The organism is Streptomyces sp. NPDC085931, assembly GCF_044540565.1.
Lineage (GTDB): Bacteria > Actinomycetota > Actinomycetes > Streptomycetales > Streptomycetaceae > Streptomyces.
This window is the reverse complement of sequence record NZ_JBITSK010000006.1, coordinates 305,861-325,454: the sequence shown is the minus strand read 5'-3', so window position 1 is coordinate 325,454 and position 19,594 is coordinate 305,861. Positions and strand designations below refer to the sequence as shown.

General features: G+C 73.2%; 18 protein-coding genes. 6 read left to right on the top strand and 12 right to left on the bottom strand.

What is annotated here, in order from left to right; all coding sequences use genetic code 11:
- Nucleotides 1-62: 62 nt before the first annotated feature.
- From ACIGAN_RS14830 to ACIGAN_RS14810, 5 genes are all read right to left on the bottom strand, one after another.
- A complete protein-coding gene (locus ACIGAN_RS14830) occupies nucleotides 63-875 on the bottom strand; it encodes a lysophospholipid acyltransferase family protein (RefSeq protein ID WP_399857576.1) in 813 nt (270 codons plus the stop codon).
- Nucleotides 875-1,642, bottom strand: a complete 768-nt coding sequence (locus ACIGAN_RS14825; protein WP_399857574.1) for a GNAT family N-acetyltransferase — start codon at nucleotides 1,640-1,642, stop codon at nucleotides 875-877. The genes ACIGAN_RS14830 and ACIGAN_RS14825 overlap by 1 nt, the downstream gene beginning before the upstream one ends.
- Before the next feature lie 116 nt (nucleotides 1,643-1,758).
- Nucleotides 1,759-2,508, bottom strand: a complete 750-nt coding sequence (locus ACIGAN_RS14820; RefSeq protein WP_365741504.1) for a succinate dehydrogenase/fumarate reductase iron-sulfur subunit — start codon at nucleotides 2,506-2,508, stop codon at nucleotides 1,759-1,761.
- A complete protein-coding gene (locus ACIGAN_RS14815) occupies nucleotides 2,505-4,454 on the bottom strand; it encodes a fumarate reductase/succinate dehydrogenase flavoprotein subunit (protein ID WP_399857571.1) in 1,950 nt (649 codons plus the stop codon). The genes ACIGAN_RS14820 and ACIGAN_RS14815 overlap by 4 nt, the downstream gene beginning before the upstream one ends.
- A gap of 1 nt (nucleotide 4,455) precedes the next feature.
- The gene (locus ACIGAN_RS14810) at nucleotides 4,456-5,124 is read right to left on the bottom strand and encodes a succinate dehydrogenase (protein WP_365741508.1); all 669 of its coding nucleotides are present in this window, start codon (nucleotides 5,122-5,124) and stop codon (nucleotides 4,456-4,458) included.
- Between the two features lie 118 nt (nucleotides 5,125-5,242).
- Between ACIGAN_RS14810 and ACIGAN_RS14805 the strand changes: the two genes are divergently transcribed.
- A complete protein-coding gene (locus ACIGAN_RS14805; protein WP_365097461.1) occupies nucleotides 5,243-6,127 on the top strand; it encodes a LysR family transcriptional regulator in 885 nt (294 codons plus the stop codon).
- 161 nt (nucleotides 6,128-6,288) lie between these two features.
- Here ACIGAN_RS14805 and ACIGAN_RS14800 read toward each other — a convergent pair whose 3' ends face one another.
- The 4 genes from ACIGAN_RS14800 to ACIGAN_RS14785 all read right to left on the bottom strand — a co-directional run bounded on the left by ACIGAN_RS14800 (nucleotide 6,289) and on the right by ACIGAN_RS14785 (nucleotide 11,000).
- On the bottom strand, nucleotides 6,289-8,430 hold the full coding sequence (locus ACIGAN_RS14800) for a putative bifunctional diguanylate cyclase/phosphodiesterase (protein WP_365097464.1): 2,142 nt from the start codon (nucleotides 8,428-8,430) through the stop codon (nucleotides 6,289-6,291).
- A complete protein-coding gene (locus tag ACIGAN_RS14795; RefSeq protein ID WP_365097467.1) occupies nucleotides 8,427-9,239 on the bottom strand; it encodes an SAM-dependent methyltransferase in 813 nt (270 codons plus the stop codon). Before ACIGAN_RS14795 ends, ACIGAN_RS14800 begins: the two co-directional genes overlap by 4 nt.
- A gap of 331 nt (nucleotides 9,240-9,570) precedes the next feature.
- Nucleotides 9,571-10,545 (bottom strand): SCO0930 family lipoprotein, encoded by a 975-nt coding sequence (locus ACIGAN_RS14790; RefSeq protein WP_365097470.1) that lies wholly within the window; start codon nucleotides 10,543-10,545, stop codon nucleotides 9,571-9,573.
- Between the two features lie 305 nt (nucleotides 10,546-10,850).
- Nucleotides 10,851-11,000, bottom strand: coding sequence for a hypothetical protein (locus ACIGAN_RS14785; RefSeq protein ID WP_399857566.1), 150 nt, complete (start codon nucleotides 10,998-11,000; stop codon nucleotides 10,851-10,853).
- Between the two features lie 334 nt (nucleotides 11,001-11,334).
- Here ACIGAN_RS14785 and ACIGAN_RS14780 point away from each other — a divergent pair, with 334 nt between their 5' ends.
- From ACIGAN_RS14780 to ACIGAN_RS14770, 3 genes are all read left to right on the top strand, one after another.
- Nucleotides 11,335-11,466, top strand: coding sequence for a hypothetical protein (locus ACIGAN_RS14780; RefSeq protein WP_365097475.1), 132 nt, complete (start codon nucleotides 11,335-11,337; stop codon nucleotides 11,464-11,466).
- A gap of 24 nt (nucleotides 11,467-11,490) precedes the next feature.
- Entirely contained in the window at nucleotides 11,491-12,255 is a 765-nt protein-coding gene (locus tag ACIGAN_RS14775; protein WP_365741513.1) for a bestrophin-like domain, read from the top strand.
- 285 nt (nucleotides 12,256-12,540) lie between these two features.
- On the top strand, nucleotides 12,541-13,065 hold the full coding sequence (locus tag ACIGAN_RS14770) for a hypothetical protein (RefSeq protein WP_399857562.1): 525 nt from the start codon (nucleotides 12,541-12,543) through the stop codon (nucleotides 13,063-13,065).
- Nucleotides 13,066-13,172: 107 nt separating this feature from the next.
- Here ACIGAN_RS14770 and ACIGAN_RS14765 read toward each other — a convergent pair whose 3' ends face one another.
- Nucleotides 13,173-13,661 carry a hypothetical protein gene (locus ACIGAN_RS14765; RefSeq protein ID WP_365741517.1) on the bottom strand — a complete coding sequence of 163 codons (489 nt, stop codon included), beginning with the start codon at nucleotides 13,659-13,661 and terminating at the stop codon, nucleotides 13,173-13,175.
- Between the two features lie 362 nt (nucleotides 13,662-14,023).
- Here ACIGAN_RS14765 and ACIGAN_RS14760 point away from each other — a divergent pair, with 362 nt between their 5' ends.
- On the top strand, nucleotides 14,024-14,692 hold the full coding sequence (locus tag ACIGAN_RS14760) for a class F sortase (protein WP_399857559.1): 669 nt from the start codon (nucleotides 14,024-14,026) through the stop codon (nucleotides 14,690-14,692).
- A 37-nt stretch (nucleotides 14,693-14,729) separates the two neighbouring features.
- On the opposite strand, the gene ACIGAN_RS14755 is transcribed toward ACIGAN_RS14760, so the two are convergent.
- The gene (locus tag ACIGAN_RS14755) at nucleotides 14,730-15,569 is read right to left on the bottom strand and encodes a polysaccharide deacetylase family protein (RefSeq protein WP_399857556.1); all 840 of its coding nucleotides are present in this window, start codon (nucleotides 15,567-15,569) and stop codon (nucleotides 14,730-14,732) included.
- Nucleotides 15,570-15,658: 89 nt separating this feature from the next.
- The gene (lysX, locus tag ACIGAN_RS14750; protein ID WP_399857554.1) at nucleotides 15,659-18,946 is read right to left on the bottom strand and encodes a bifunctional lysylphosphatidylglycerol synthetase/lysine--tRNA ligase LysX; all 3,288 of its coding nucleotides are present in this window, start codon (nucleotides 18,944-18,946) and stop codon (nucleotides 15,659-15,661) included.
- 87 nt (nucleotides 18,947-19,033) lie between these two features.
- On the opposite strand from lysX, the gene ACIGAN_RS14745 reads away from it, so the two are divergent.
- Nucleotides 19,034-19,495, top strand: coding sequence for a universal stress protein (locus ACIGAN_RS14745; RefSeq protein ID WP_365741522.1), 462 nt, complete (start codon nucleotides 19,034-19,036; stop codon nucleotides 19,493-19,495).
- Nucleotides 19,496-19,594: the final 99 nt, after the last annotated feature.

The window sequence follows — 19,594 nt, the reverse complement described above, 5'->3', positions numbered from 1 at the left end:
GGTCCGTGCGCCCGTCCGGTGGGCGGGCCCCGTGGCCCGGCCCGGACGGCAGGGGGCTCGCGTCACGCCACGAGCGCCGTGTGCGTCCAGGCCGGGGCCGCCTCGCGGGGCTGGGCGGAACCGGCGAGGGAACGGCGGTCGGGGTGGGTGCCCGGCGGGATGGGGGCGCGGACCTCGACCTCCGCGAGCAGCCCCCGGGCCGTCGCCACCCGCCACAGCGAGGCGAGCAGGGTGTCGTCGCCGACGAACGCGGCGGCGGTGCCGGGCGCTCCCCCGGTGAGCCGGTAGCCGATGCGCACCGGCTGGACGGGCACCCCGGCGTCCAGCGCGGCCTGGAAGACGGCCCGGCGGAAGGGGCCCTGGGCCCGGCCGCACCAGGTGCTGCCCTCGGGGAAGGCGGCGACGGCCGTGCCCTCGCGCAGGGCGCGGGCGATCCGGGCGACGGTGTCGGGCAGGGCGCGCAGCCGGTCCCGGTCGATGAACAGCACGCCGCCGCGCGCGGCCAGCGGCCCGGCGACGGGCCAGCGCCGCACCTCGCTCTTGGCGAGCATCCGGGCGGGGCGCACGGCGGCGAGCAGCGGTACGTCCAGCCAGGAGATGTGGTTGGCGACCAGCAGCAGCCCCCCGGCCGGGGCGGCGGTGCCGGTGACGCGGACCCGGACCCCGGCGGCCCGCACGATCCACCGGCACCACCGCCGCACGAGGGCCGCCGGTATCCGGGATCCGAACGGCAGCAGCGCGATCCCGGCGAGCAGCAGCACGGCGACGCCGGTCAGCCGCAGCACGGCGCGCGCCGCGGCCCGCGCGGGCACCGCCTCCGGTGTCCCGACGCAGGCCCGCGGCGTGCAGGGCGCGGTGGGCAGCCAGGCGCTCATCAGGCCGGCACGAGGGAGAGGAAGTGCCGCAGGTAGCGGGCGTTGACCCGGCTCATCGGCAGCAGCACGTACAGGTCGGCGACGCCGAAGTCCGGGTCGTGGGCCGGCTCGCCGCACACCCAGGCACCCAGGCGCAGGTAGCCGCGGAGCAGGGCGGGCAGTTCGACGCGGGCGGCGGGCGCGGGGCCCGGCACCCAGGGCAGCAGCGGCCGGACGCGGTACTCCTCGGGCGACAGGTGCCGGGCGCGCACCCGGTCCCAGGTGGCGGAGGCGAGCGCGCCGCCGTCGGCGAGCGGGACGGAGCAGCAGCCGGCGAGCCATTCGTGGCCGCGGTCGACCATGTAGCGGGCGATGCCGGCCCAGATGAGGCCGATGACCGCGCCGTCGCGGTGGGCGGGGTGCACGCAGGAGCGGCCGACCTCGACGAGCTGCGGCCGGATCGCGTCCAGCGCGGTGAGGTCGAACTCGCCCTCGGAGTAGAGCCGTCCGGCGACGGCGGCGCGCTCGGGCGGCAGCAGCCGGTAGGTGCCGACGACCTGGCCGGTGGTCTCCTCGCGGACGAGGAGGTGGTCGCAGTAGGCGTCGAGCGGGTCGGCGTCGAGGCCCGGCTCGGCGCCGGTGAGCAGGGCGCCCATCTCCCCGGCGAAGACGTCGTGCCGCAGCCGCTGCGCGGCGCGGACGTCCTCCTCGGTGCGGGCGAGGGTGACGGTGTAGCGGGTGGGGGCCGTGGGCTGCGCGGGACGGTCGACGGTCAGTACGCCGGTCATGGCTCTCTCCTGGTCACGGGCCGGGGGCGGCGAGCGGTGCCGCCGCCCCCTGTTGTGCCCATGCCGCCTGTCCACCGCGTGACGAGCGCCGGGAGGAAGGATGTGCGCCGGTTGAACTACTGCTTGGCGACCTTCCGGGTGGCCCGCAGCCACTCCTTGTTCATGCGGGTGATGGACATCAGCGGGATGCCCTTGGGGCAGGCCGTGGCGCACTCCCCGGTGAGCGTGCACCCGCCGAACCCCTCCTCGTCCATCTGCGCCACCATGTCCAGTACGCGGGTCTCCCGCTCGGGCGCACCCTGCGGCAGCACGTTCAGGTGGTTGACCTTGGCGGAGGTGAACAGCATGGCCGCGCCGTTGGGGCAGGCCGCCACGCACGCGCCGCACCCGATGCACTCGGCGTGCTCGAAGGCGAGGTCGGCGTCCGGCTTGGGCACCGGCGTCGCGTGCGCCTCGGGGGCCGACCCGGTGGGGGCGGTGATGTACCCGCCGGCCTGGATGATCCGGTCGAACGCCGACCGGTCGACGACCAGGTCCTTGATGACCGGGAACGCGGCCGCCCGCCACGGCTCGATGTCGATCGTGTCGCCGTCCTTGAAGGACCGCATGTGCAGCTGGCAGGTGGTGGTCCGCTCGGGGCCGTGGGCATCGCCGTTGATGACCAGCGAGCACGCCCCGCAGATGCCCTCCCGGCAGTCGTGGTCGAAGGCGACCGGGTCCTCGCCCTTGAGGATGAGTTCCTCGTTGAGGGTGTCGAGCATCTCCAGGAACGACATGTCCTCGGAGATCCCGTCCACCTCGTACGTGGACATGCTGCCTTCGGCGTCGGCGTTCTTCTGGCGCCAGACGCGCAGGGTGAGCTTCATGCGTAGCTCCGCTGGGTGGGGTGGACGTACTCGAAGACCAGGTCTTCCTTGTGCAGGACGGGAGCCTCGCCGGTGCCGGTGAACTCCCAGGCGGCCGCGTAGGCGAACTCCTCGTCCTTGCGGGCGGCCTCGCCGTCCGGTGTCTGGGACTCCTCGCGGAAGTGGCCGCCGCAGGACTCCGAGCGGTGCAGCGCGTCGAGGCACATCAGCTCGGCCAGTTCCAGGTAGTCGACGATGCGGTTGGCCTTCTCCAGCGACTGGTTGAACTCCTCGCCGGTGCCGGGCACCTTGATGCGCCGCCAGAACTCCTCGCGGATCTGCGGGATCCGCTCCAGTGCCTTGCGCAGTCCGGACTCGCTGCGGGCCATGCCGCAGAACTCCCACATGAGTTCGCCGAGTTCGCGGTGGAAGGAGTCGGGGGTGCGGTCGCCGTCGACGGACAGCAGCAGGTTGAGCCGGTCCTGCGTCTCGGCGAGGGCCTCCTGCACGACGGGGTGTTCGTCGGTGACCTCGTCGTGGCGGGGGGTGCGGGCCAGGTAGTCGTTGATGGTGGCCGGGAGCACGAAGTACCCGTCGGCGAGGCCCTGCATCAGCGCGGAGGCGCCGAGCCGGTTGGCGCCGTGGTCGGAGAAGTTGGCCTCGCCGATCGCGAACAGGCCGGGGATGGTGGTCTGCAGGTCGTAGTCGACCCACAGGCCGCCCATCGTGTAGTGCACGGCCGGGTAGATGCGCATCGGCACCTCGTACGGATCCTCGTCGGTGATCCGCTGGTACATGTCGAAGAGGTTGCCGTACTTGGCCTCGACCGCCTTGCGGCCCATGCGCCGGATGGCGTCGGCGAAGTCGAGGTAGACGCCCTGGCCGCCGGGGCCCACTCCCCTGCCCTCGTCGCAGACGTTCTTCGCGGCGCGGGAGGCGATGTCGCGCGGCACGAGGTTGCCGAAGGACGGGTAGACGCGCTCCAGGTAGTAGTCGCGCTCGTCCTCGGGGATCTCGTTCGGCGGCCGGGTGTCGCCCTTGGCCTTCGGCACCCAGATGCGGCCGTCGTTGCGCAGCGACTCGCTCATCAGCGTCAGCTTGGACTGGTGGTCGCCGGTGCGCGGGATGCAGGTGGGGTGGATCTGGGTGAAGCAGGGGTTGGCGAACCAGGCGCCGCGCCGGTGGGCCCGCCAGATCGCGGTGGCGTTGGAGTTCATGGCGTTGGTCGACAGGTAGAACACGTTGCCGTAGCCGCCGGAGGCGAGGACGACGGCATCCGCGAAGTACGTGTCGATCTTCCCGGTGATCAGGTCCCGGGCCACGATGCCGCGTGCCCGCCCGTCGACGACGATCAGGTCGAGCATCTCGGTGCGCGGGTGCATCTCGACGTTGCCAGCGGCGATCTGCCGGCTGAGCGCCTGGTAGGCACCGAGGAGGAGCTGCTGGCCCGTCTGGCCGCGGGCGTAGAAGGTGCGCGAGACCTGGACTCCGCCGAAGGAGCGGGTGTCGAGCAGGCCGCCGTACTCGCGGGCGAAGGGCACGCCCTGGGCCACGCACTGGTCGATGATCTCCACGGAGATCTGGGCGAGCCGGTGGACGTTGGACTCGCGGGCCCGGAAGTCGCCGCCCTTGACGGTGTCGTAGAACAGCCGGTGGACCGAGTCGCCGTCGTTGCGGTAGTTCTTCGCCGCGTTGATGCCTCCTTGCGCGGCGATGGAGTGGGCACGGCGCGGGGAGTCCTGGTAGCAGAACTGGACGACGTGGTAGCCCTGTTCGGCCAGGGTGGCCCCGGCGGAGCCGCCGGCCAGCCCGGTGCCCACGACGATGACGGTGTGCTTGCGCCGGTTGGCCGGGTTGACGAGCTTCGCCTCGAACCGGCGCTTGTCCCACCGCTCGTGGATCGGCCCCGAGGGCGCCTTGGTGTCGACGGCCGGCTCACCGGTGACGTAGTCCGTGTACGAGGTCATGTCAGCTCACCACTCCGGTCATGACGGCCACGGGTACGGCGATGAAGCCGGCCGTGAGCAGCAGCGCGAGGACGTTCGCGACGGTCTTCAGGGCGCGGTCGCGGGTGCGGCTGCCGGCGCCGAGGGTCTGGGCGGCGCTCCAGAAGCCGTGCCGCACGTGCAGGCCGAGCGCGAGCATCGCGACGATGTAGACGACGTTGCCGTACCAGGTGGAGAAGGTGTCCACGACGTTCTGGTACGGGCGGCCCGCCTCGAAGCCGGGGTGCACGGTGCCGGTCGTCAGGTCGAGGATGTGCCAGACGATGAACAGGCCGAGGATGATCCCGCCCCAGCGCATGGTGCGCGTGGCGTAGGAGGCGCGGGGCTTGCTGTGCACGTACTTGCTGGGCCGCGCCCTGATGTCGCGGCGGCTGAGCTGGTAGGCGGAGACCGCGTGCGCGACCACGGCGACCACCAGCACGACGCGGACCAGCCACAGGGTCCACTCGTAGTGCATGAACGGCTCGCCGACGGTGCGCAGCCAGTGCGCGTAGTGGTTGAACTCGCCCGCGCCGAAGAAGATCTTCAGGTTTCCGATCATGTGGACGACCAGGTACAGCAGCATGATCAGACCGCTGACCGCCATCACGGTCTTCTTCCCGACGGTGGAGTCCCACACGGTGCGTGCCATGGACGGCCGTCGGTCCGTCCGCGTTGCCAGAGCCATGGACAGCACGCTACGGACGCCGGGCCGATCGGTCCAAGACATGGTCCGGCTTGATTCCATAGGCCGGGGCTATCGTAGGTGCATGCAGTTCCAGCAGCTCCAGTACTTCGTGGCCGTCGCGGAGACCCGGCACTTCACCCGGGCCGCCGATCTGGTCCATGTCGCGCAGCCGTCGCTCTCGCAGCAGATCAAGGCGCTGGAGCGGGAGCTCGGCGCGGATCTGTTCCTGCGCGCGCGGGGCAACATCACGCTCACGGACGCCGGGGAGGCCCTGCTCCCGCTGGCCCGCCGCATCCTGGCCGACGCGGACACGGCCCGGCACGAGGTGCAGGAGCTGGTGCAGCTGCGGCGGGGCCGGGTGCGGCTCGGCGCCACGCCCAGCCTGTGCACGGGCCTGCTGCCGGACGTGCTGCGCGCCTTCCACGACCGCTACCCCGGCATCCGGCTGCTGATCGAGGAGGGCGGCTCGCACGACCTGGTGCGGGAGCTGGCCCGCGGGGCGCTGGACCTGGCGCTGATCGTGCTGCCGCTGCCGACGCCGTCGCCCGCGCTGACGACGGTGGAACTGCTGCGGGAGGACCTGGTCGTGGTCTCTTCCCCCGACGCGCCGAAGCCGGGCCGGGGGCGGCGCACGGTACGGGTCGCCGACCTGGAGGGCGAACGGCTGGTGATGTTCCGCCACGGCTACGACCTGCGCGAACTGACGGTCGCCGCGTGCCGCGCGGAGGGCTTCGAGCCGGACTTCGCGGTGGAGGGCGGGGAGATGGACGCGGTGCTCGGTTTCGTCCGGGCCGGACTGGGCGTCGCCGTCGTCCCGCGGATGGTGGCGGCGCGGTCGGGCCGCGGACTGCGGGTGACCCCGCTGGCCCGGCCGGGCCTGCACCGCACGATCGCCCTGGCCCACCGCAGCGACGTGGCGCCGCCCCGCGCGGCCCGCGAGCTGCAGCGGATGCTGCTGGAGCGGTGAACGCGAGCGGCCGACGGGGGGACCGCATCACCGGCCTCGGCGCACCGCAGGCGGTGCAGTGCCCGGCGACCCGGGCATGCCGTCCGCCCCGGGGCGGCGCGGCCTGCACCGGGCCGGGGCGGCGCGTTGCGCCGCGACGGCGCCAGGGCGCCCCGGGGAACTCATCCCCGCGCGTCCACCAGGGCCAGTTCGTGCAGCCGCTCCGGCGGGCCCGGGCGGGCGTAGTACCAGCCCTGGGCCGTGTCGCAGCCGAGTATCCGCAGTTGCTCGGCCTGGGCACCGGTCTCCACGCCCTCGACCGTGACCGCGAGGTCCAGGCTGTGCGCCAGCGAGACGATCCCCTCGACGATCTTCACGTCGACCGGATCGGCCGGGAACTGCTGCATGCTCTGCGTGAAGGACCGGTCCAGTTTCAGGATGCTGACCGGCAGCCGCCGCAGGTTGGCCAGGTTGGAGTACCCCGTCCCGAAGTCGTCGAGGGCGATGTCGACGCCCATCTCCGCCAGCCGGCGCAGCGGCTTCAGCAGGTCGTCGTCCGCCCCGATGAGCGCCGACTCGGTGACCTCCAGGCACAGCGCGTCCGGCGCGACACCCGTCCGCTCCAGGATCTCGACCGTGTCCTGGACCAGCCCGGGATGGGTCAGCTGGCACGGCGACAGGTTCACGTTGATGCGCAGCGGCCCCGCGTCCACGCCCCCGTGCAGCTCCCGCCACTCGCGGGCCTGGCGCACCGACTGCTCCAGCACCCACCGGCCCAGCGGCACGATCAGCCCGGTGTGCTCGGCGAGCGGGATGAACCGGTCCGGCCCGAGAACGCCGTGCTGCGGGTGCAGCCAGCGCACCAGGGCCTCGGCACCCCGGACGCTGCCGTCGCCGAGGTGCACCAGCGGCTGGTACTCGATGAAGAACTCGCCCCGCTCCAGCGCCGTCGGCAGCGCGGTCGTCAGCCCGTGGCGGGTGATGGCGCGGGCGTCCGCCTCCGGGTCGGCCAGCTCGAAGCGGTTGCCGCCCGCCGACTTGGCCCGGTACATGGTGATGTCGGCGCTGCGCAGCACCTCGGCGGGGCTGCGCTCCCCGGCCGGTCCCTCGACGATGCCGATGCTGCCGCGCACGGTCAGTTCCCGGCCGTCGACGCTGATCGGCGCGAGCAGCGCGTTCATGATGCGGGCGGCGAGCTCGTCGACCTCGCGCTGGGTGTCGGGGCCGGTGGTCAGCGCCACGAACTCGTCGCCGCCGAGCCGTGCGACCATCTCGCCGGGCGCGGTGGCGCAGGACTGCAGCCGGTCGGCGACCTCCACGAGCAGCCGGTCGCCGGCCGCGTGACCGAGGCTGTCGTTGACGGTCTTGAACCCGTCCAGGTCCAGGTAGCACAGCCCGAACCGCTGGCCTTCGCCCGCACTCAGCGCCTTCTCCAGGCGCTCGAAGAAGAAGGTGCGGTTGGGCAGGCCCGTGAGGGCGTCGTGCGTGGCCTCGTAGCGCAGCCGCAGATTGAGCAGCCGCCGCTCGGTGGTGTCCTCCATGAGCGCGAGCTGGTACTGCGGGTTGCCGTCGGCGTCGCGCAGCAGCGAGACCGTCAGATTGGTCCACAGGACCGTCCCGTCGGGACGGTAGAACGCCTTCTCCAGGTGGTAGTGCTCCCGCTCGCCGCGCACGAGTTCGTCGTAGAGCCGCCAGGTCTGCGGGGCGTCGTCGGGGTGGGTCCACTCCCGGACGTTGCGGCTGCGCAGCGTCTGGTCGGAGATGCCGAACATGCGCAGCAACGCGCCGTTGACCTGCAGGATGTTGCCGTCCAGGTCGGCGATGCCGATGCCTATGGCCGCGCCCTCGAAGACGGCGCGGAAACGGGCCTCGCTCGCGTGCAGGGCCTGGGCGACCACGCCCTGCGCCTGGAGGGCCGCCTGCGCGATGGCCTCCTGTTCGGCCAGGGTCCGCTCGCGCAGCGCCCGGGCGAAGCCGGCGGCCATGGCGTGCTGCAGGCGCGCGCACCGCGCCCGCAGGTCCTCGGGGTCGCCGTCGCCGCCGCAGTACAGCACCAGGTAGGCGTCCACGCAGTCCAGCGTGCGGCTGAGCGCCTCGGGGTCGGTGCAGTGCGCGTCGACGAGGGCGGCGCCGACCGCCTTGCCCGTGCCGGCGTCGAAGGCCCGGGCCCGCAGTGCCTCGCTCAGCCGCCGGGCCAGCGGCAGCAGCAGTTCCTCGAACTCGGGCCGGGTCGACGACGTCGAGGTCACCGGGAAGACCGCCCGGCTCCAGATCGTCGCGAACCGGCGGAGTCTGTCCTCCGGCCCGTCCGGTTCCGCGATCACGCCGTACGCCCCACGCCCGCGAAGCCGGAGAACGCGTACGGATCCTCGTCCTCCGGTGCGGTGTCGGGCCGCCAGCACGGCATCGCCACCAGTCCGGGTTCCACCATGTCGTACCCCTCGAAGAACCGCGCGATCTCCTCGCGCGAGCGCATGATCAGCGGGTTGCGGATGTCCTCGTACACGTCCACCGCGCCCCCGGCCCGCTCCGGCGGCAGCGGGATCCCCTCGTAGGAGGCGTGGGTGAGCACGAGCAGGCTGCCGGGCGCGAGCGCCGCGCCCAGCTCCGCCACCGCCCCGTACGGGTCGTCCTCGTCTTCCACGAAGTGCAGTATGGCAACGAGGAGCAGGGCCACTGGCTGATTCAGGTCGATCAGCCGCTCCACCTCGGGGCTGCTCAGGATGTCCCGCGGCTTGCGCAGGTCCCCGGCCACGACGGCCGCGTCCGCGTTGCCGTCCAAGACCGCCTCGCTGTGCGCCACGGCCACCGGGTCGTGGTCCACGTACACCACGCGCGCGCCGGGGCAGGCGCTCTGCGCCACCTCGTGCACATTGCCGAACGTGGGAATGCCGGAGCCGATGTCGAGGAACTGGCCTATGCCCTCACCGGCCGCGTAACGCACGGCGCGGCGCATGAACGCCCGGTTCGCCTGCATGATCTTGGGGAGCCCCGGCATGAACTCCATGGCCCGGCGGGCCGCTTCCCGGTCGACCTCGAAGTTGTGCGATCCGCCCAGGTAGTAGTCGTACATCCGGGAGACGCTGGGCACCGATATGTCGATGCTCCGCGGGGCCCAGGCGGGACGCTCCATCGATCTCTCCAAGGCGTAGGCGATCCGGTGTTCGAGCAGAGGCTACTGATCGCCCGCCAAGGGAGCGACCCGAAACGGAAATTGACCATCCGTTCCCGGTCACTGCCTGCGGCACGTGCCGAATTGATACCCCTCCACCTGCCCTTCGAACATATGACGATCAGTGCCCGGGGCGTTCCGGAGAGTTCCGGTCCGCCAGGCCGGGAGTGCCGGAGATCCGCCGCGTTCGGGGGCAGGACGGCACGACGGTCCGCCCCTCCGTGCGAGCACGGAGGGGCGGACCGGATCGGCGCCGTCGGGTGACGGGATGAACCCTGGGGAGGTCGCTCCGCTATTCCGAAGCGCCGACCAGCTTGCCGTCGGGCCGCACGGCGTACCAGGTGCCGCCGACGCCCTGGCCGTTGGTGTCGCCGGGGGCCTTGTCGCCGGCGAAGGTGTAGATCGGCGAGCAGTTGATCGTCTGCTGCCTGCCCTTGCCGTCGGTCCGCTCGAAGACCATGTAGCCCTTCTTCTGGATGCCCTTGGTGTCGGCGAAGTCGACGGGCTCCACGATCGGCCACTTCTCCAGGCAGGCGCCGAGGCAGTTGGAGACCGGCTTGGGCCACGCCTCGTCCTTCTTGAACCGGTAGACCGTCATGCCGTTCCTGTCGACGACGATCTCACCGAGCTTGGGGTCCTTGCGGGTGGACAGTCCGAGGTCCTCGGCGTTCCCGGCACCGCCGGCTCCGCCCGCGCCCTCCTGCACCTTCTTGCCGTCGGGGGCGAGCGCGTACCACTTGCCGCCCACGCCCTGGCCCTTGACGTCACCGGCGTTGACGTCCTTGGCGTAGCGGTAGGCCGGCCAGCCGCCCACCGTGAGCTGCTTGGTGCCGTCGGCCCGGGTGACCGAACCGAGCAGCGACTTGTCGATGCCCTCGCCGGCCTCGGCGTCATCCGCGGGGACCGGCGGCCACGTCTTGGCGCAGTCGCCGTCGCAGTTCGACTTGGGCGGCTGGTCCGTGTCCTGGTCGAACCGGTACAGGGTGAGGCCGAGACTGTCGGTGACCACCTTGCCGATCTCGGCGGTGGAGACGGACAGCTTGCCCGCGGGGTTCGACGGGCTGAGGGCGCTCGGGGCGGCCGGCTGGCTCGGCGTGCCGGCCGCGCCGTTCGTGCCGGAGCCGATGCTGCCGTAGTCCCCGGGCGCGGCCGTGGCGCCCACGTTCTGGCTGGCCGCCGGTGGGCTGTCCTGACCGCACGCCGTCGTCAGCGCCAGGACCGCCGCGGCGCTCGCCACGAGTGAGGCGCTCCGCCAGGAGGTCTTCATCGTCAACTCCCCATAATCGCAAGGGTGTTGCAGCGCCCTGCTGCGCCGCCGCACGGCCATGAGTACGCACGGGGGCGGCCGGTGCGTTCAACGGCCGGCGAAATTTCTTTCCGGCGACCCGCGGCATCCGCCGCCCACCCCCTGCACAGCACCCGCACACAGGTGCGCCTCCCACGCCCCACGGGGGACCGCGCGGCAAACCGGCGGCACCGGAACATCCCCCTTTCGGGGCAATCCCCTTGCGCCCCGGCACGTCCCGGCCGCACAGGGCTCATGATCTTCGTCGTGCATGGACCCGTATCGACTCAATCCGCCCACGCCGCACGGGCCTTGGCGCTGGCGACGCTCACCTGGGCGCTCGTCGGAGCACCGGCCCAGGTGGCGGTGGCCGACGCCTGCGCGTACGCCTCGACGGGACCGGACGGCACCGAGGCGGTGGCGGTCGCCGGCAGCATGACCTGGCCGACCGGGTCGCCGTGCCCGCCACCGCCACCGCCCCCGGACTGCCCGCCGCCCCCGAAGCCCCCGCCCCCCACGCCTACGCCGACGCCGACGCCGAGCCCGGACCCGCCGCCACCACCACCGCCGTCTCCCGAGCCCCCGCCCCCTCCCCCGCCGCCGAAACCGGCCCCGACGGCCCGCCCCGCGCCGCCGGCACCACCCCCGCCGCCCGCGCCCCGCCCGGTCGAACCCCCGCCCCGGCCGGCGCCCCGACCGGTGCCCCCGCCGCCCCCGTCCCCGTCTCCGAAGCCCTCGGCGACGCCCGCACCGGGCCCGTCCGCCAAGGCCGTGCACTACCCGCGCTACCGCGCCATGCCACCCCGGCCCCGGCGGACCGGCGGCACGCTGTCGCCGCTCACCTTCGTCCTGCTCGTCACGGTGCCCGCGGTGGTCGCCGTCGCCGCGCTGCGCGCGCGCTGATCTTCGAATCCCTGGAGGCACCTCTTGCCGGAATGGCTTGTTCTCACCCTCGCGATGCTGGCCGCCTGCGCCGTCGTGGTCGTCATCACCGTCGTACGGCACCGCAGGGCGCCCGAGGACGAGGACCCCAGCGAGACCCCTGACGTCATCGAGTACATGACGATGTGGATCGGCGTGGTGTACGCCATCGTCCTGGGTCTGGCGATCGCCGGTGTCTGGGAGGGACGCAGCGCCGCCCAGGACCACGTCCAGGCCGAGGCCACCGCGCTGCACGAGATCTCCGAGCGGGTGCGGGTCTACCCCGCCGAGGAACGCGACCGGATCCGCGACGACATCCGCCTCTACGTGAACCATGTCGTGACCACCGAGTGGGACAGCATGGCCGACCGGGGCGAGGTCACCGAGCGCGGCGGCCGCCTCTTCGAGCGGATCCGCGCGGACGTCACCGACTACCAGCCGAAGTCGGACTTCGAGGCGCAGGCCTACCAGCCGCTCCTCGACCAGGTGACCGCGGCGAGCCAGGCGCGGATCGGCCGGGCGGAGTCGACCGGGGAGACCATGCCCGGCGTGGTCTGGTTCGGGCTGATGGCCGGGGCCGTGATCACCATCGGCATGATCTTCGCCCTGCAGATCCGCAGAACGACGCGCGAACTGATCCTGGCCGGTCTGTTCTCCGCGCTGATCGCCTTCCTGCTGTTCCTCATCTGGGACTTCGACTCGCCCTACAGCAGGGGCGTGGCGGCGTCGGCGGACCCGTTCCTGAACCTCTTCCCGGGCGTCCGGGACTGACGAGCCCGAGGCACCACGCCTCCGGGCCCGGGCACCACGCCTCGGGTCCGGGCACCAGGCCTCCGGTCCGGCCACCACGCATCCCGGCCGGGGGACCGCGATACGCCGTCGCCGTCCCCCGGTCGCGGTACCGATGTTCCCCCGGGCGGCCCACCGGTATGACCCGTTCGCACTACTGCGATCGCGCCACCGGGTCCGGCTTCTTAGCGTTTCGGGCATCGAGGTGCATGTGTGCCGCAAGCGGAACAGGTCCGCGACTGCTCCTCGGGACCCGGAGGATTCACCATGCGCGCGATACGCGTCGCTTCGGCCGTACTGCTGGCCGGCGCCCTCACCTCCTGCGTGCCCGCCGCCGGTGCGGCGATCCGGACCGACTTCGGCTTCGGCGTGGAGCCCTCCACCGTCGCGCCGGGCGGGAAGGTCACGCTGCGGGTGGAGCGCAACGAGGCGTGCCGGGGGGAGGCGGCGGTCGAGTCACCCGTCTTCGACGTGGTCGTCATCCCGCCGCGGGAGTCGTGGGCGACCGCCGTCGTCGACCGGGACGCCAAGCCCGGCGCCGTCTACGACGTGCGATTCGCCTGCGACGAGTCGAGCGGCACCGCGCGCCTGACGATCGCCGGCGGCCAGCCGACGCACCACCCCACCCACCACCCGACGCACCACCCCCACAAGGGAGCGCACGCCGGTGAGGGCGGCACGCTCGCCGGTTTCGACCTGAGGGAGATCGGGCTGGGCGCCGCGCTCATCGCCGGTTCGCTGGGTGCCGCCTGCCACTTCGCACGCCGCCGCCCCGACGAGGACGCCGGCTGACCGGCGCCGTGCACCCCGTCGTCGCCCCGGGCCCCCGTGCGGGGGGACCCGGGGCGAGGACCGTTCACGTGCGAGGCGACGGCCCGGTCCTGCGGGTGAACCGGGGGTCAGATGCGCCGCTCGGCGCGCCGGCGCATCCAGAACACGCCACCGCCGACGACCGCGGCGGCCACGAGACCGCCGCCGATGGCCACGTCGGTCGGGGTCGCGCCCGTGGTGCTGCTGCCGCCGATGCCGCCGCGGACCCCGCCGATGACGGAGAACGCGTGCGGCTTGGTCAGGGACCGGCCGTTGCAGGTGACCGTGATGTCGTACGGACCCGGGCGGGCGTTGCGGTTGATGGTGGCGGTGCCCTTCGCCTTCTCGTTGTACCCGCCGTGGACGGGCGAGAGGGTCGTCGGCGAGAAGGCGTTGGACGTCGCCGTACCGCCGTGCTTGCAGCCGTCGACCGTGATGGTGAGCTGGCCGCCGCGGGCGATGACGCTGGGCAGGGCGGTGATGTTGCTGGGTGTGTCCCACGCGACGGCCGCGGGGGCCGAGAGGCCGAGGGCGGCGACCGCGGCGCCGGCGACCGCCAGGGCACGAGTGTTACGCATGTGAACCTCCGCGGAAGGCGCCCCGGGGCCCGTTCCCCGGTTGATCGGCGAGAAAGCGCCTCCCAGGAAGACAGTCAGTTGCCGTGCCGGAAGCCGCATTTCGGGAATGGTCCGTCCTGGTGATCAAGGACCCCGCGGCACCGCGGCACCGAGGGCCATCACCGCAGGTCACGGACCGTCGGAAATTTCCTCGGGGCGGCAACTCGGATGGCGCACCTGACGCCCCGACAGGCCTGCGGGCGCCCCCTGGTGTGCCCGGGCCACCCGTTCGCTCCCGCCCCGTCGCCGGTTTCGCGCCCGGCACTTAGCGTCGTGGCATGCGCGATTGACCCGGCGACGGCCGCGTCGAGAGGGGATGGCGAATGTCTGCGTCCGAGCTGGCCCAGGCGGAAGAGGAGGCACGGCCGAGGAAGCGCGCCCCGTGGGGCGTGATAGCGCTTGTTCTGCTGACCGGCCTCGCGCTCATCCGGAACGGTTCGGGGGAATTCGACGAGGGCCCGCCGCAGCCGGCCAGGGCGGCAGCGGCGGACAACCACGTGCCCGGCGCCGCCTTCGCCGGTTCCGTGCGCCCCCTGCCCTACGCCCTGCCGGACCGGGTCAGGATCCCGGCGATCCAGGTCGACGCGCCGATGATCCCCGTGGGCCTCGACCCGGACGGCTGGGTCGGCGCCCCACCGCCGGAGGACCCCAACCTGGCGGGCTGGTTCACCGGTGCGGTCACCCCGGGCGAGAAGGGCACCGCGGTCGTCGTGGGCCATGTCGACAACCAGCAGGGCCCCGCCGTCTTCTACGGCCTCGGATCCCTGAAGCCCGGCAATCGCGTCGAGGTCGCCCGCCAGGACGGCAGGACCGCGGTGTTCGAGATCTACGGCGTGGAGGTGTTCGAGAAGGACGACTTCCCCGGCGACCGCGTCTACGGCTCCAAGGGCGCCGCGGAGCTGCGGGTCATCACCTGCGGCGGCGGCTTCTCCGAGCAGGAGGGGTACGCGGGCAACGTCGTGGCCTTCGCCCGCCTGGTCGAGGTGCGCTGAGCGCTCCCCGCAAGGCGGGCGAGGGCCGCCGCGGCGGCTACGTGCCGGGCCGCACCGGCACGGTGACGTGGTAGCCGGAGTCCAGCAGTCCGGGCAGATAGCGCCGCAGGGCCCGCACGCTCTGCGCACGGTCGCCCCCGGCGTCGTGGGAGAGCACCACCACGCCGGGGGCGGCGCCGTTCTCGACCCGCCGCACGATGGAGCGCACGCCCGGGGTGGTCCAGTCGAGCGTGTCGAGCGTCCAGCCGAGCGGTTCCATGCCGAGGTCGGCGCCGATCCGCAGGGCGGCGCGGTTCCACGCCCCGTAGGGGGCGCGGAACCATGCGGGGCGCTCGCCGCAGGCCTCCTCGACGGCGTCGCTGGTGCGTTCCATCTCGGAGCGGATCTGACGGCGGGTCAGACGGGTGAGCAGGGGGTGGGACCAGGTGTGGTTGCCCACGACATGGCCCTCCTCGGCCATCCGGGCCAGCGCCTCCCGGCCGCCGGCGATCATCTCCCCGCACACGAAGAACATCGCGCGGACCTCGTACTCGGCCAGGACGTCCAGGACGGCCGGGGTGTAGCGGGGGTCGGGGCCGTCGTCGAAGGTCAGCACCATGGTCCGGCCGCGGGCGGGCACCCGCAGCAGCGGTGCACTGCGCACCAGGGTGCGGCGGGGCGCGGCGCGCGGCGGGGCGTAGCCGGTGAGGGGCTGCAGACGGTACGCGGAGGCGCGGGGCGGGCGGCGGGCGGCCTGGGCGCCGGCCGCCGGGGCGGCGGGCCGGGCGGGCCCCTCTCCGGTGACCGCCGTGAGCACACCGGCCGCGGCGGCCGCTCCCACGGCGCCGGCGCCCGCGAACAACGCCGCGCGTCGGGTGAGCAACTGATCCTTCTTCATGACTCATCAGTCGCCCGGCGGAAGACCGGCGCACCTGAGCATCACCGGGGCGGCGGCACGGTTTCACCCGGACGGCCCACGCGGACGGGTCAGCGGCGGCGCACCAGGGGGAAGGGCAGGGTCTCGCGGATGGTCAGGCCGGTGAGGAACATGACCAGCCGGTCGACGCCGATGCCGAGGCCGCCGGTGGGCGGCATGGCGTATGCGAGGGCGTCGAGGAAGTCCTCGTCGAGTTCCATCGCCTCGGGGTCGCCCCCGGCGGCGAGCAGGGACTGCTCGGTGAGGCGGCGGCGCTGCTCGACGGGGTCGGTGAGTTCCGAGTAGGCGGTGCCCAGTTCGGTGCCGAAGGCGACGAGGTCCCAGCGTTCGGCCAGCCGCGGGTCGGTGCGGTGCTGCCGGGTCAGCGGGGAGACCTCGGTGGGGAAGTCCTTGTAGAAGGTGGGCGGTCCGGTGCGCTCCTCCACCAGCCGCTCGTACATCTCCAGGACGATGTCGCCGTGGCCGTCGTCGGCCACGTAGGGCACGCCGGCGCGGTCGCACAGGCGCTTGAGGGTGCCGACGCCGGTGCCGGGGTCGATCTCCTCGCCGAGGGCCTCGCCGACGGCACCGTAGACGGTCCTGACGGGCCACGGGCCGGAGATGTCGTACTCCCGGCCGTCCCGGTGGGCGACGGGCCTGCCGAAGGCGGCGGTGGCGGCCTCCTGGACCAGTTCGCGGACGAGGTCGAGCATCACCTCGTAGTCGGCGTACGCCTGGTAGGCCTCCAGGATGGTGAACTCGGGGTTGTGCTTGTGGTCGGTGCCCTCGTTGCGGAAGGTGCGGCCCATCTCGAAGACCTTCTCCATGCCGCCCACGCACAGCCGCTTGAGGTACAGCTCGGGGGCGATGCGCAGGTAGAGGTCCAGGTCGTAGGCGTTGATGTGGGTGGTGAAGGGGCGGGCGTTGGCGCCACCGTGGATCTGCTGGAGCACCGGCGTCTCGACCTCCAGGTAGCCGCGTGCCAGCAGGCCCTGGCGCACGGCCTGGACGGCGGTGGAGCGGGCGCGGACGACGTCGCGGGCGGCGGGACTGGCGGCGAGGTCCAGGTAGCGCATGCGCACCCTGGCCTCGGGGTCGGTCAGGCCCCGGTGTTTGTCGGGCAGCGGGCGCAGGCACTTGCCGGTGAGCTGCCAGGAGGTGACGAAGACGGTCGGCTCGCCCTTGTCGCTCCGGCCGGCGTGGCCGGTGGCGGTGATGTGGTCGCCGATGTCGGCGTCGGCGGTGAAGCGGTCCAGGGCGGGCCCGCAGCGGTCGCGGGTGAGGGCGAGTTGGTGGTCGCCCGACCAGTCGCGCAGGACGGCGAAGACGATGCCGCCGAAGTCGCGGACCAGCATGACGCGTCCGGCGACGGTGACGTCGTGGCCCTGTTCGACCTCGGCGAGGGTGTGGGTGCGGGCCGGGACGTCCACCGGGTAGGGGTCGGTGCCGGCGGCGCGCAGCCGGTCGAGCTTGCGGTGCCGGACGCGGACCTGGTCGGGCAGGCCGGCGAGGGGGTCGGCGGGCTCGGTCCCGTCCCCTCCGTCGAGGCCGAGCGCCGCCAACGACGGCAGCCCTGCCGTGGTGGCGGGCCGCTGTCCGCCTTTCGGGTGCCCGTTTCCCCACAACTTTCGCATCGACGGTACGGAGACGAAGCCCTCGGCGATGCCGGAGGCGAGACCGACCCGGGCGAGGGAGGCGGCCTCCGCGTAGCACAGGAAGCGCGGGTACCACTCGGGCCGGTACTTGGCGTTGGAGCGGTACAGGGCCTCCAGCTGCCACCACCTGGAGAAGAACAGCAGCAGACGGCGCCAGAGGCGGAGCACCGGCCCCGCGCCGATGCGGGCGCCCTCCTCGAACACGGAGCGGAACACGGCGAAGTTCAGCGACACCCTGCGCACGCCCAGCTTCGGGGCGGCCGCGCACAGTTCGGCCACCATGAACTCCATGACGCCGTTGGGGGCGGTGCGGTCACGGCGCATCAGGTCCAGCGAGACGCCGTCCCTGCCCCAGGGCACGAAGGACTGGACGGCGAGGAGGCGGCCGTCCCCGGCCACGGCCTCGACGAGGAGGCAGTCGCCGTCGGCGGGGTCGCCGAGGCGGTCCAGGGCCATGGAGAAGCCGCGTTCGCTCTCGGTGTCGCGCCAGGCGTCGGCCCGTTCGACGAGCCGGCGCATCTCCTCCTCGGTGAGGGTGGAGTGGCGGCGGACCCGGCAGGTCACGCCGAGGCGGCGGACCCGGTTGACGGCCTGGCGGGTGACGCGCATGTCACGGCCGTCGAGGTCGAAGTCGAGCACGTGCAGGATCGCCTCGTCGCCGAGCTGGAGGGCGCCGAGCCCGGCGCGCCCGAAGGCCCGGGCGCCCTCCTCGGAGGCGCCCATCACGGCCGGGACCCAGGCGTGGCGGCGGGCCACCTCCTGCCAGGCGGCGATGGCGTGCGGCCAGGCCTCCCGGTCGCCCACCGGGTCGCCGCTGGCCAGGCACACGCCGGCCTCGACGCGGTAGGTGACGGCGGCTTTGCCGCTGGGTGAGAAGACGACGGCCTTGTCGCGGCGGGTGGCGAAGTAGCCGAGGGAGTCCTGGTCGCCGTAGCGGCCGAGGAGGGCGCGGATGCGGGTCTCCTCGTCGTCGTGGAGGGCGGCCCGCAGGCGCTGGGAGCGGAAGAGGGCGGCGGCGGCGTTCAGCAGGGCGAGCGCGCCGAACAGGCCGAGCAGGAAGAACAGGGCGTGCGGCGGGCGGCCGTCGAAGCTGCCGGCGGGGACGAGGCCGCCGCAGACCCGGTTGGCGGCCCAGGCGAGCCGTTCGCCGGCGGGCAGCGTGCCGGGGAAGGCCTCGACCAGACCCCAGCCGGCGAGGACGGCCAGGACCAGCCCGGCCAGCAGGACGGCGAGGGCCCGGCGGACGGCGGCGCGGCGGGACGCGGCGTAGAACTCGCGGCGGGCGACGATCAGCAGGATCAGAGCCGCTCCGCACACCACGAAGGACGGGACGGAGTCGGTGAACTCGCCGCCGGCCATGCCGAGGACGTCGGTCAGGACCAGCAGCCCCAGGTAGACGACCACCAGCCACCAGGCGATCCTCTTGCGGGCGGCGGTGGCGGCGGCGAGCAGGAACAGGAAGACCGCGTAGGCGAGGTTGGCGCTGACCGGGACGAGCAGCAGGTCGAGGAAGCGGACGAGGGGGCGCAGCCCGGTGCGCAGCGGCGGGAGGAGCGCGAGCAGGGCGCAGAGCCCTGCGAGGGCGCCGAGGACGACCGCGAACCCCTGCGGCACCCGGGCCGTCAGGCCGGGGGCCCGGTGCGGCGGGGGTAGCGGGCCCGCCGGGACCTTCCCTGCCGCCCCGGTGTCCGCGATGGCACTCATGTATCGACTCTAGGAACAGCGGCCCCTTCCCGCCCCTCGAAGCTCCCTGGGAGCGGCCGGACGCGCGGCCTCCGATAGCCTCACGGCGTGACGGAACAGCACTCCCCTCAGTTCGAACGGGGCACGGACGGGCCGAAGGTGATCGTGGTCGGGGTGGACGGCTCCGACTCCTCCTGGCGGGCCGCGGCCTACGCCGCGGGGCTCGCCCGGCGGCAGCACGCGCTGCTCGCCGTGGTCTACGTCCAGCCCGTGCTGGCGGCGGGGGCGGCGCTGGGGGTGCCGGTGGCCGGGACGACCGACGAGATCGCCGAGGACCTGGTGGCGCAGATCCGGGACGCGGCCCGCCAGCTCAAGGGGATATTCGAGGTCCGCTGGGAGTTCCACACCTTCCACGGCGACCCGTACAGCGGCCTGGTGAAGGCGGCCGACGAACTCAAGGCGGACGCGGTGGTCGTGGGCGCGTCGGAGCAGGCGGGCCACCGGATCGTCGGGTCGGTGGCGGTGCGGCTGGTGAAGGCCGGGCGGTGGCCGGTGACGGTGGTGCCGTAGGGCGTCCGCGGTTCCGTGCCGATCCCTGCGTGGTGTCTTCCGCCGGGCGGGGGCCTGGGCCATCATGATCGGCTGTCAGCCGTTTGCCACTCGTGAAGA

Coding starts and splice junctions, on each gene's coding strand:
- ACIGAN_RS14830 (WP_399857576.1), bottom strand. CDS start 875: ATGAGCGCCTGGCTGCCCACCGCGCCCTGCACGCCGCGGGCCTGCGTC.
- ACIGAN_RS14825 (WP_399857574.1), bottom strand. CDS start 1,642: ATGACCGGCGTACTGACCGTCGACCGTCCCGCGCAGCCCACGGCCCCC.
- ACIGAN_RS14820 (WP_365741504.1), bottom strand. CDS start 2,508: ATGAAGCTCACCCTGCGCGTCTGGCGCCAGAAGAACGCCGACGCCGAA.
- ACIGAN_RS14815 (WP_399857571.1), bottom strand. CDS start 4,454: ATGACCTCGTACACGGACTACGTCACCGGTGAGCCGGCCGTCGACACC.
- ACIGAN_RS14810 (WP_365741508.1), bottom strand. CDS start 5,124: ATGGCACGCACCGTGTGGGACTCCACCGTCGGGAAGAAGACCGTGATG.
- ACIGAN_RS14805 (WP_365097461.1), top strand. CDS start 5,243: ATGCAGTTCCAGCAGCTCCAGTACTTCGTGGCCGTCGCGGAGACCCGG.
- ACIGAN_RS14795 (WP_365097467.1), bottom strand. CDS start 9,239: ATGGAGCGTCCCGCCTGGGCCCCGCGGAGCATCGACATATCGGTGCCC.
- ACIGAN_RS14790 (WP_365097470.1), bottom strand. CDS start 10,545: ATGAAGACCTCCTGGCGGAGCGCCTCACTCGTGGCGAGCGCCGCGGCG.
- ACIGAN_RS14785 (WP_399857566.1), bottom strand. CDS start 11,000: ATGCTGCCGGCGACCGCCACCGCCTCGGTGCCGTCCGGTCCCGTCGAG.
- ACIGAN_RS14770 (WP_399857562.1), top strand. CDS start 12,541: ATGCGCGCGATACGCGTCGCTTCGGCCGTACTGCTGGCCGGCGCCCTC.
- ACIGAN_RS14765 (WP_365741517.1), bottom strand. CDS start 13,661: ATGCGTAACACTCGTGCCCTGGCGGTCGCCGGCGCCGCGGTCGCCGCC.
- ACIGAN_RS14760 (WP_399857559.1), top strand. CDS start 14,024: ATGTCTGCGTCCGAGCTGGCCCAGGCGGAAGAGGAGGCACGGCCGAGG.
- ACIGAN_RS14755 (WP_399857556.1), bottom strand. CDS start 15,569: ATGAAGAAGGATCAGTTGCTCACCCGACGCGCGGCGTTGTTCGCGGGC.
- lysX (WP_399857554.1), bottom strand. CDS start 18,946: ATGAGTGCCATCGCGGACACCGGGGCGGCAGGGAAGGTCCCGGCGGGC.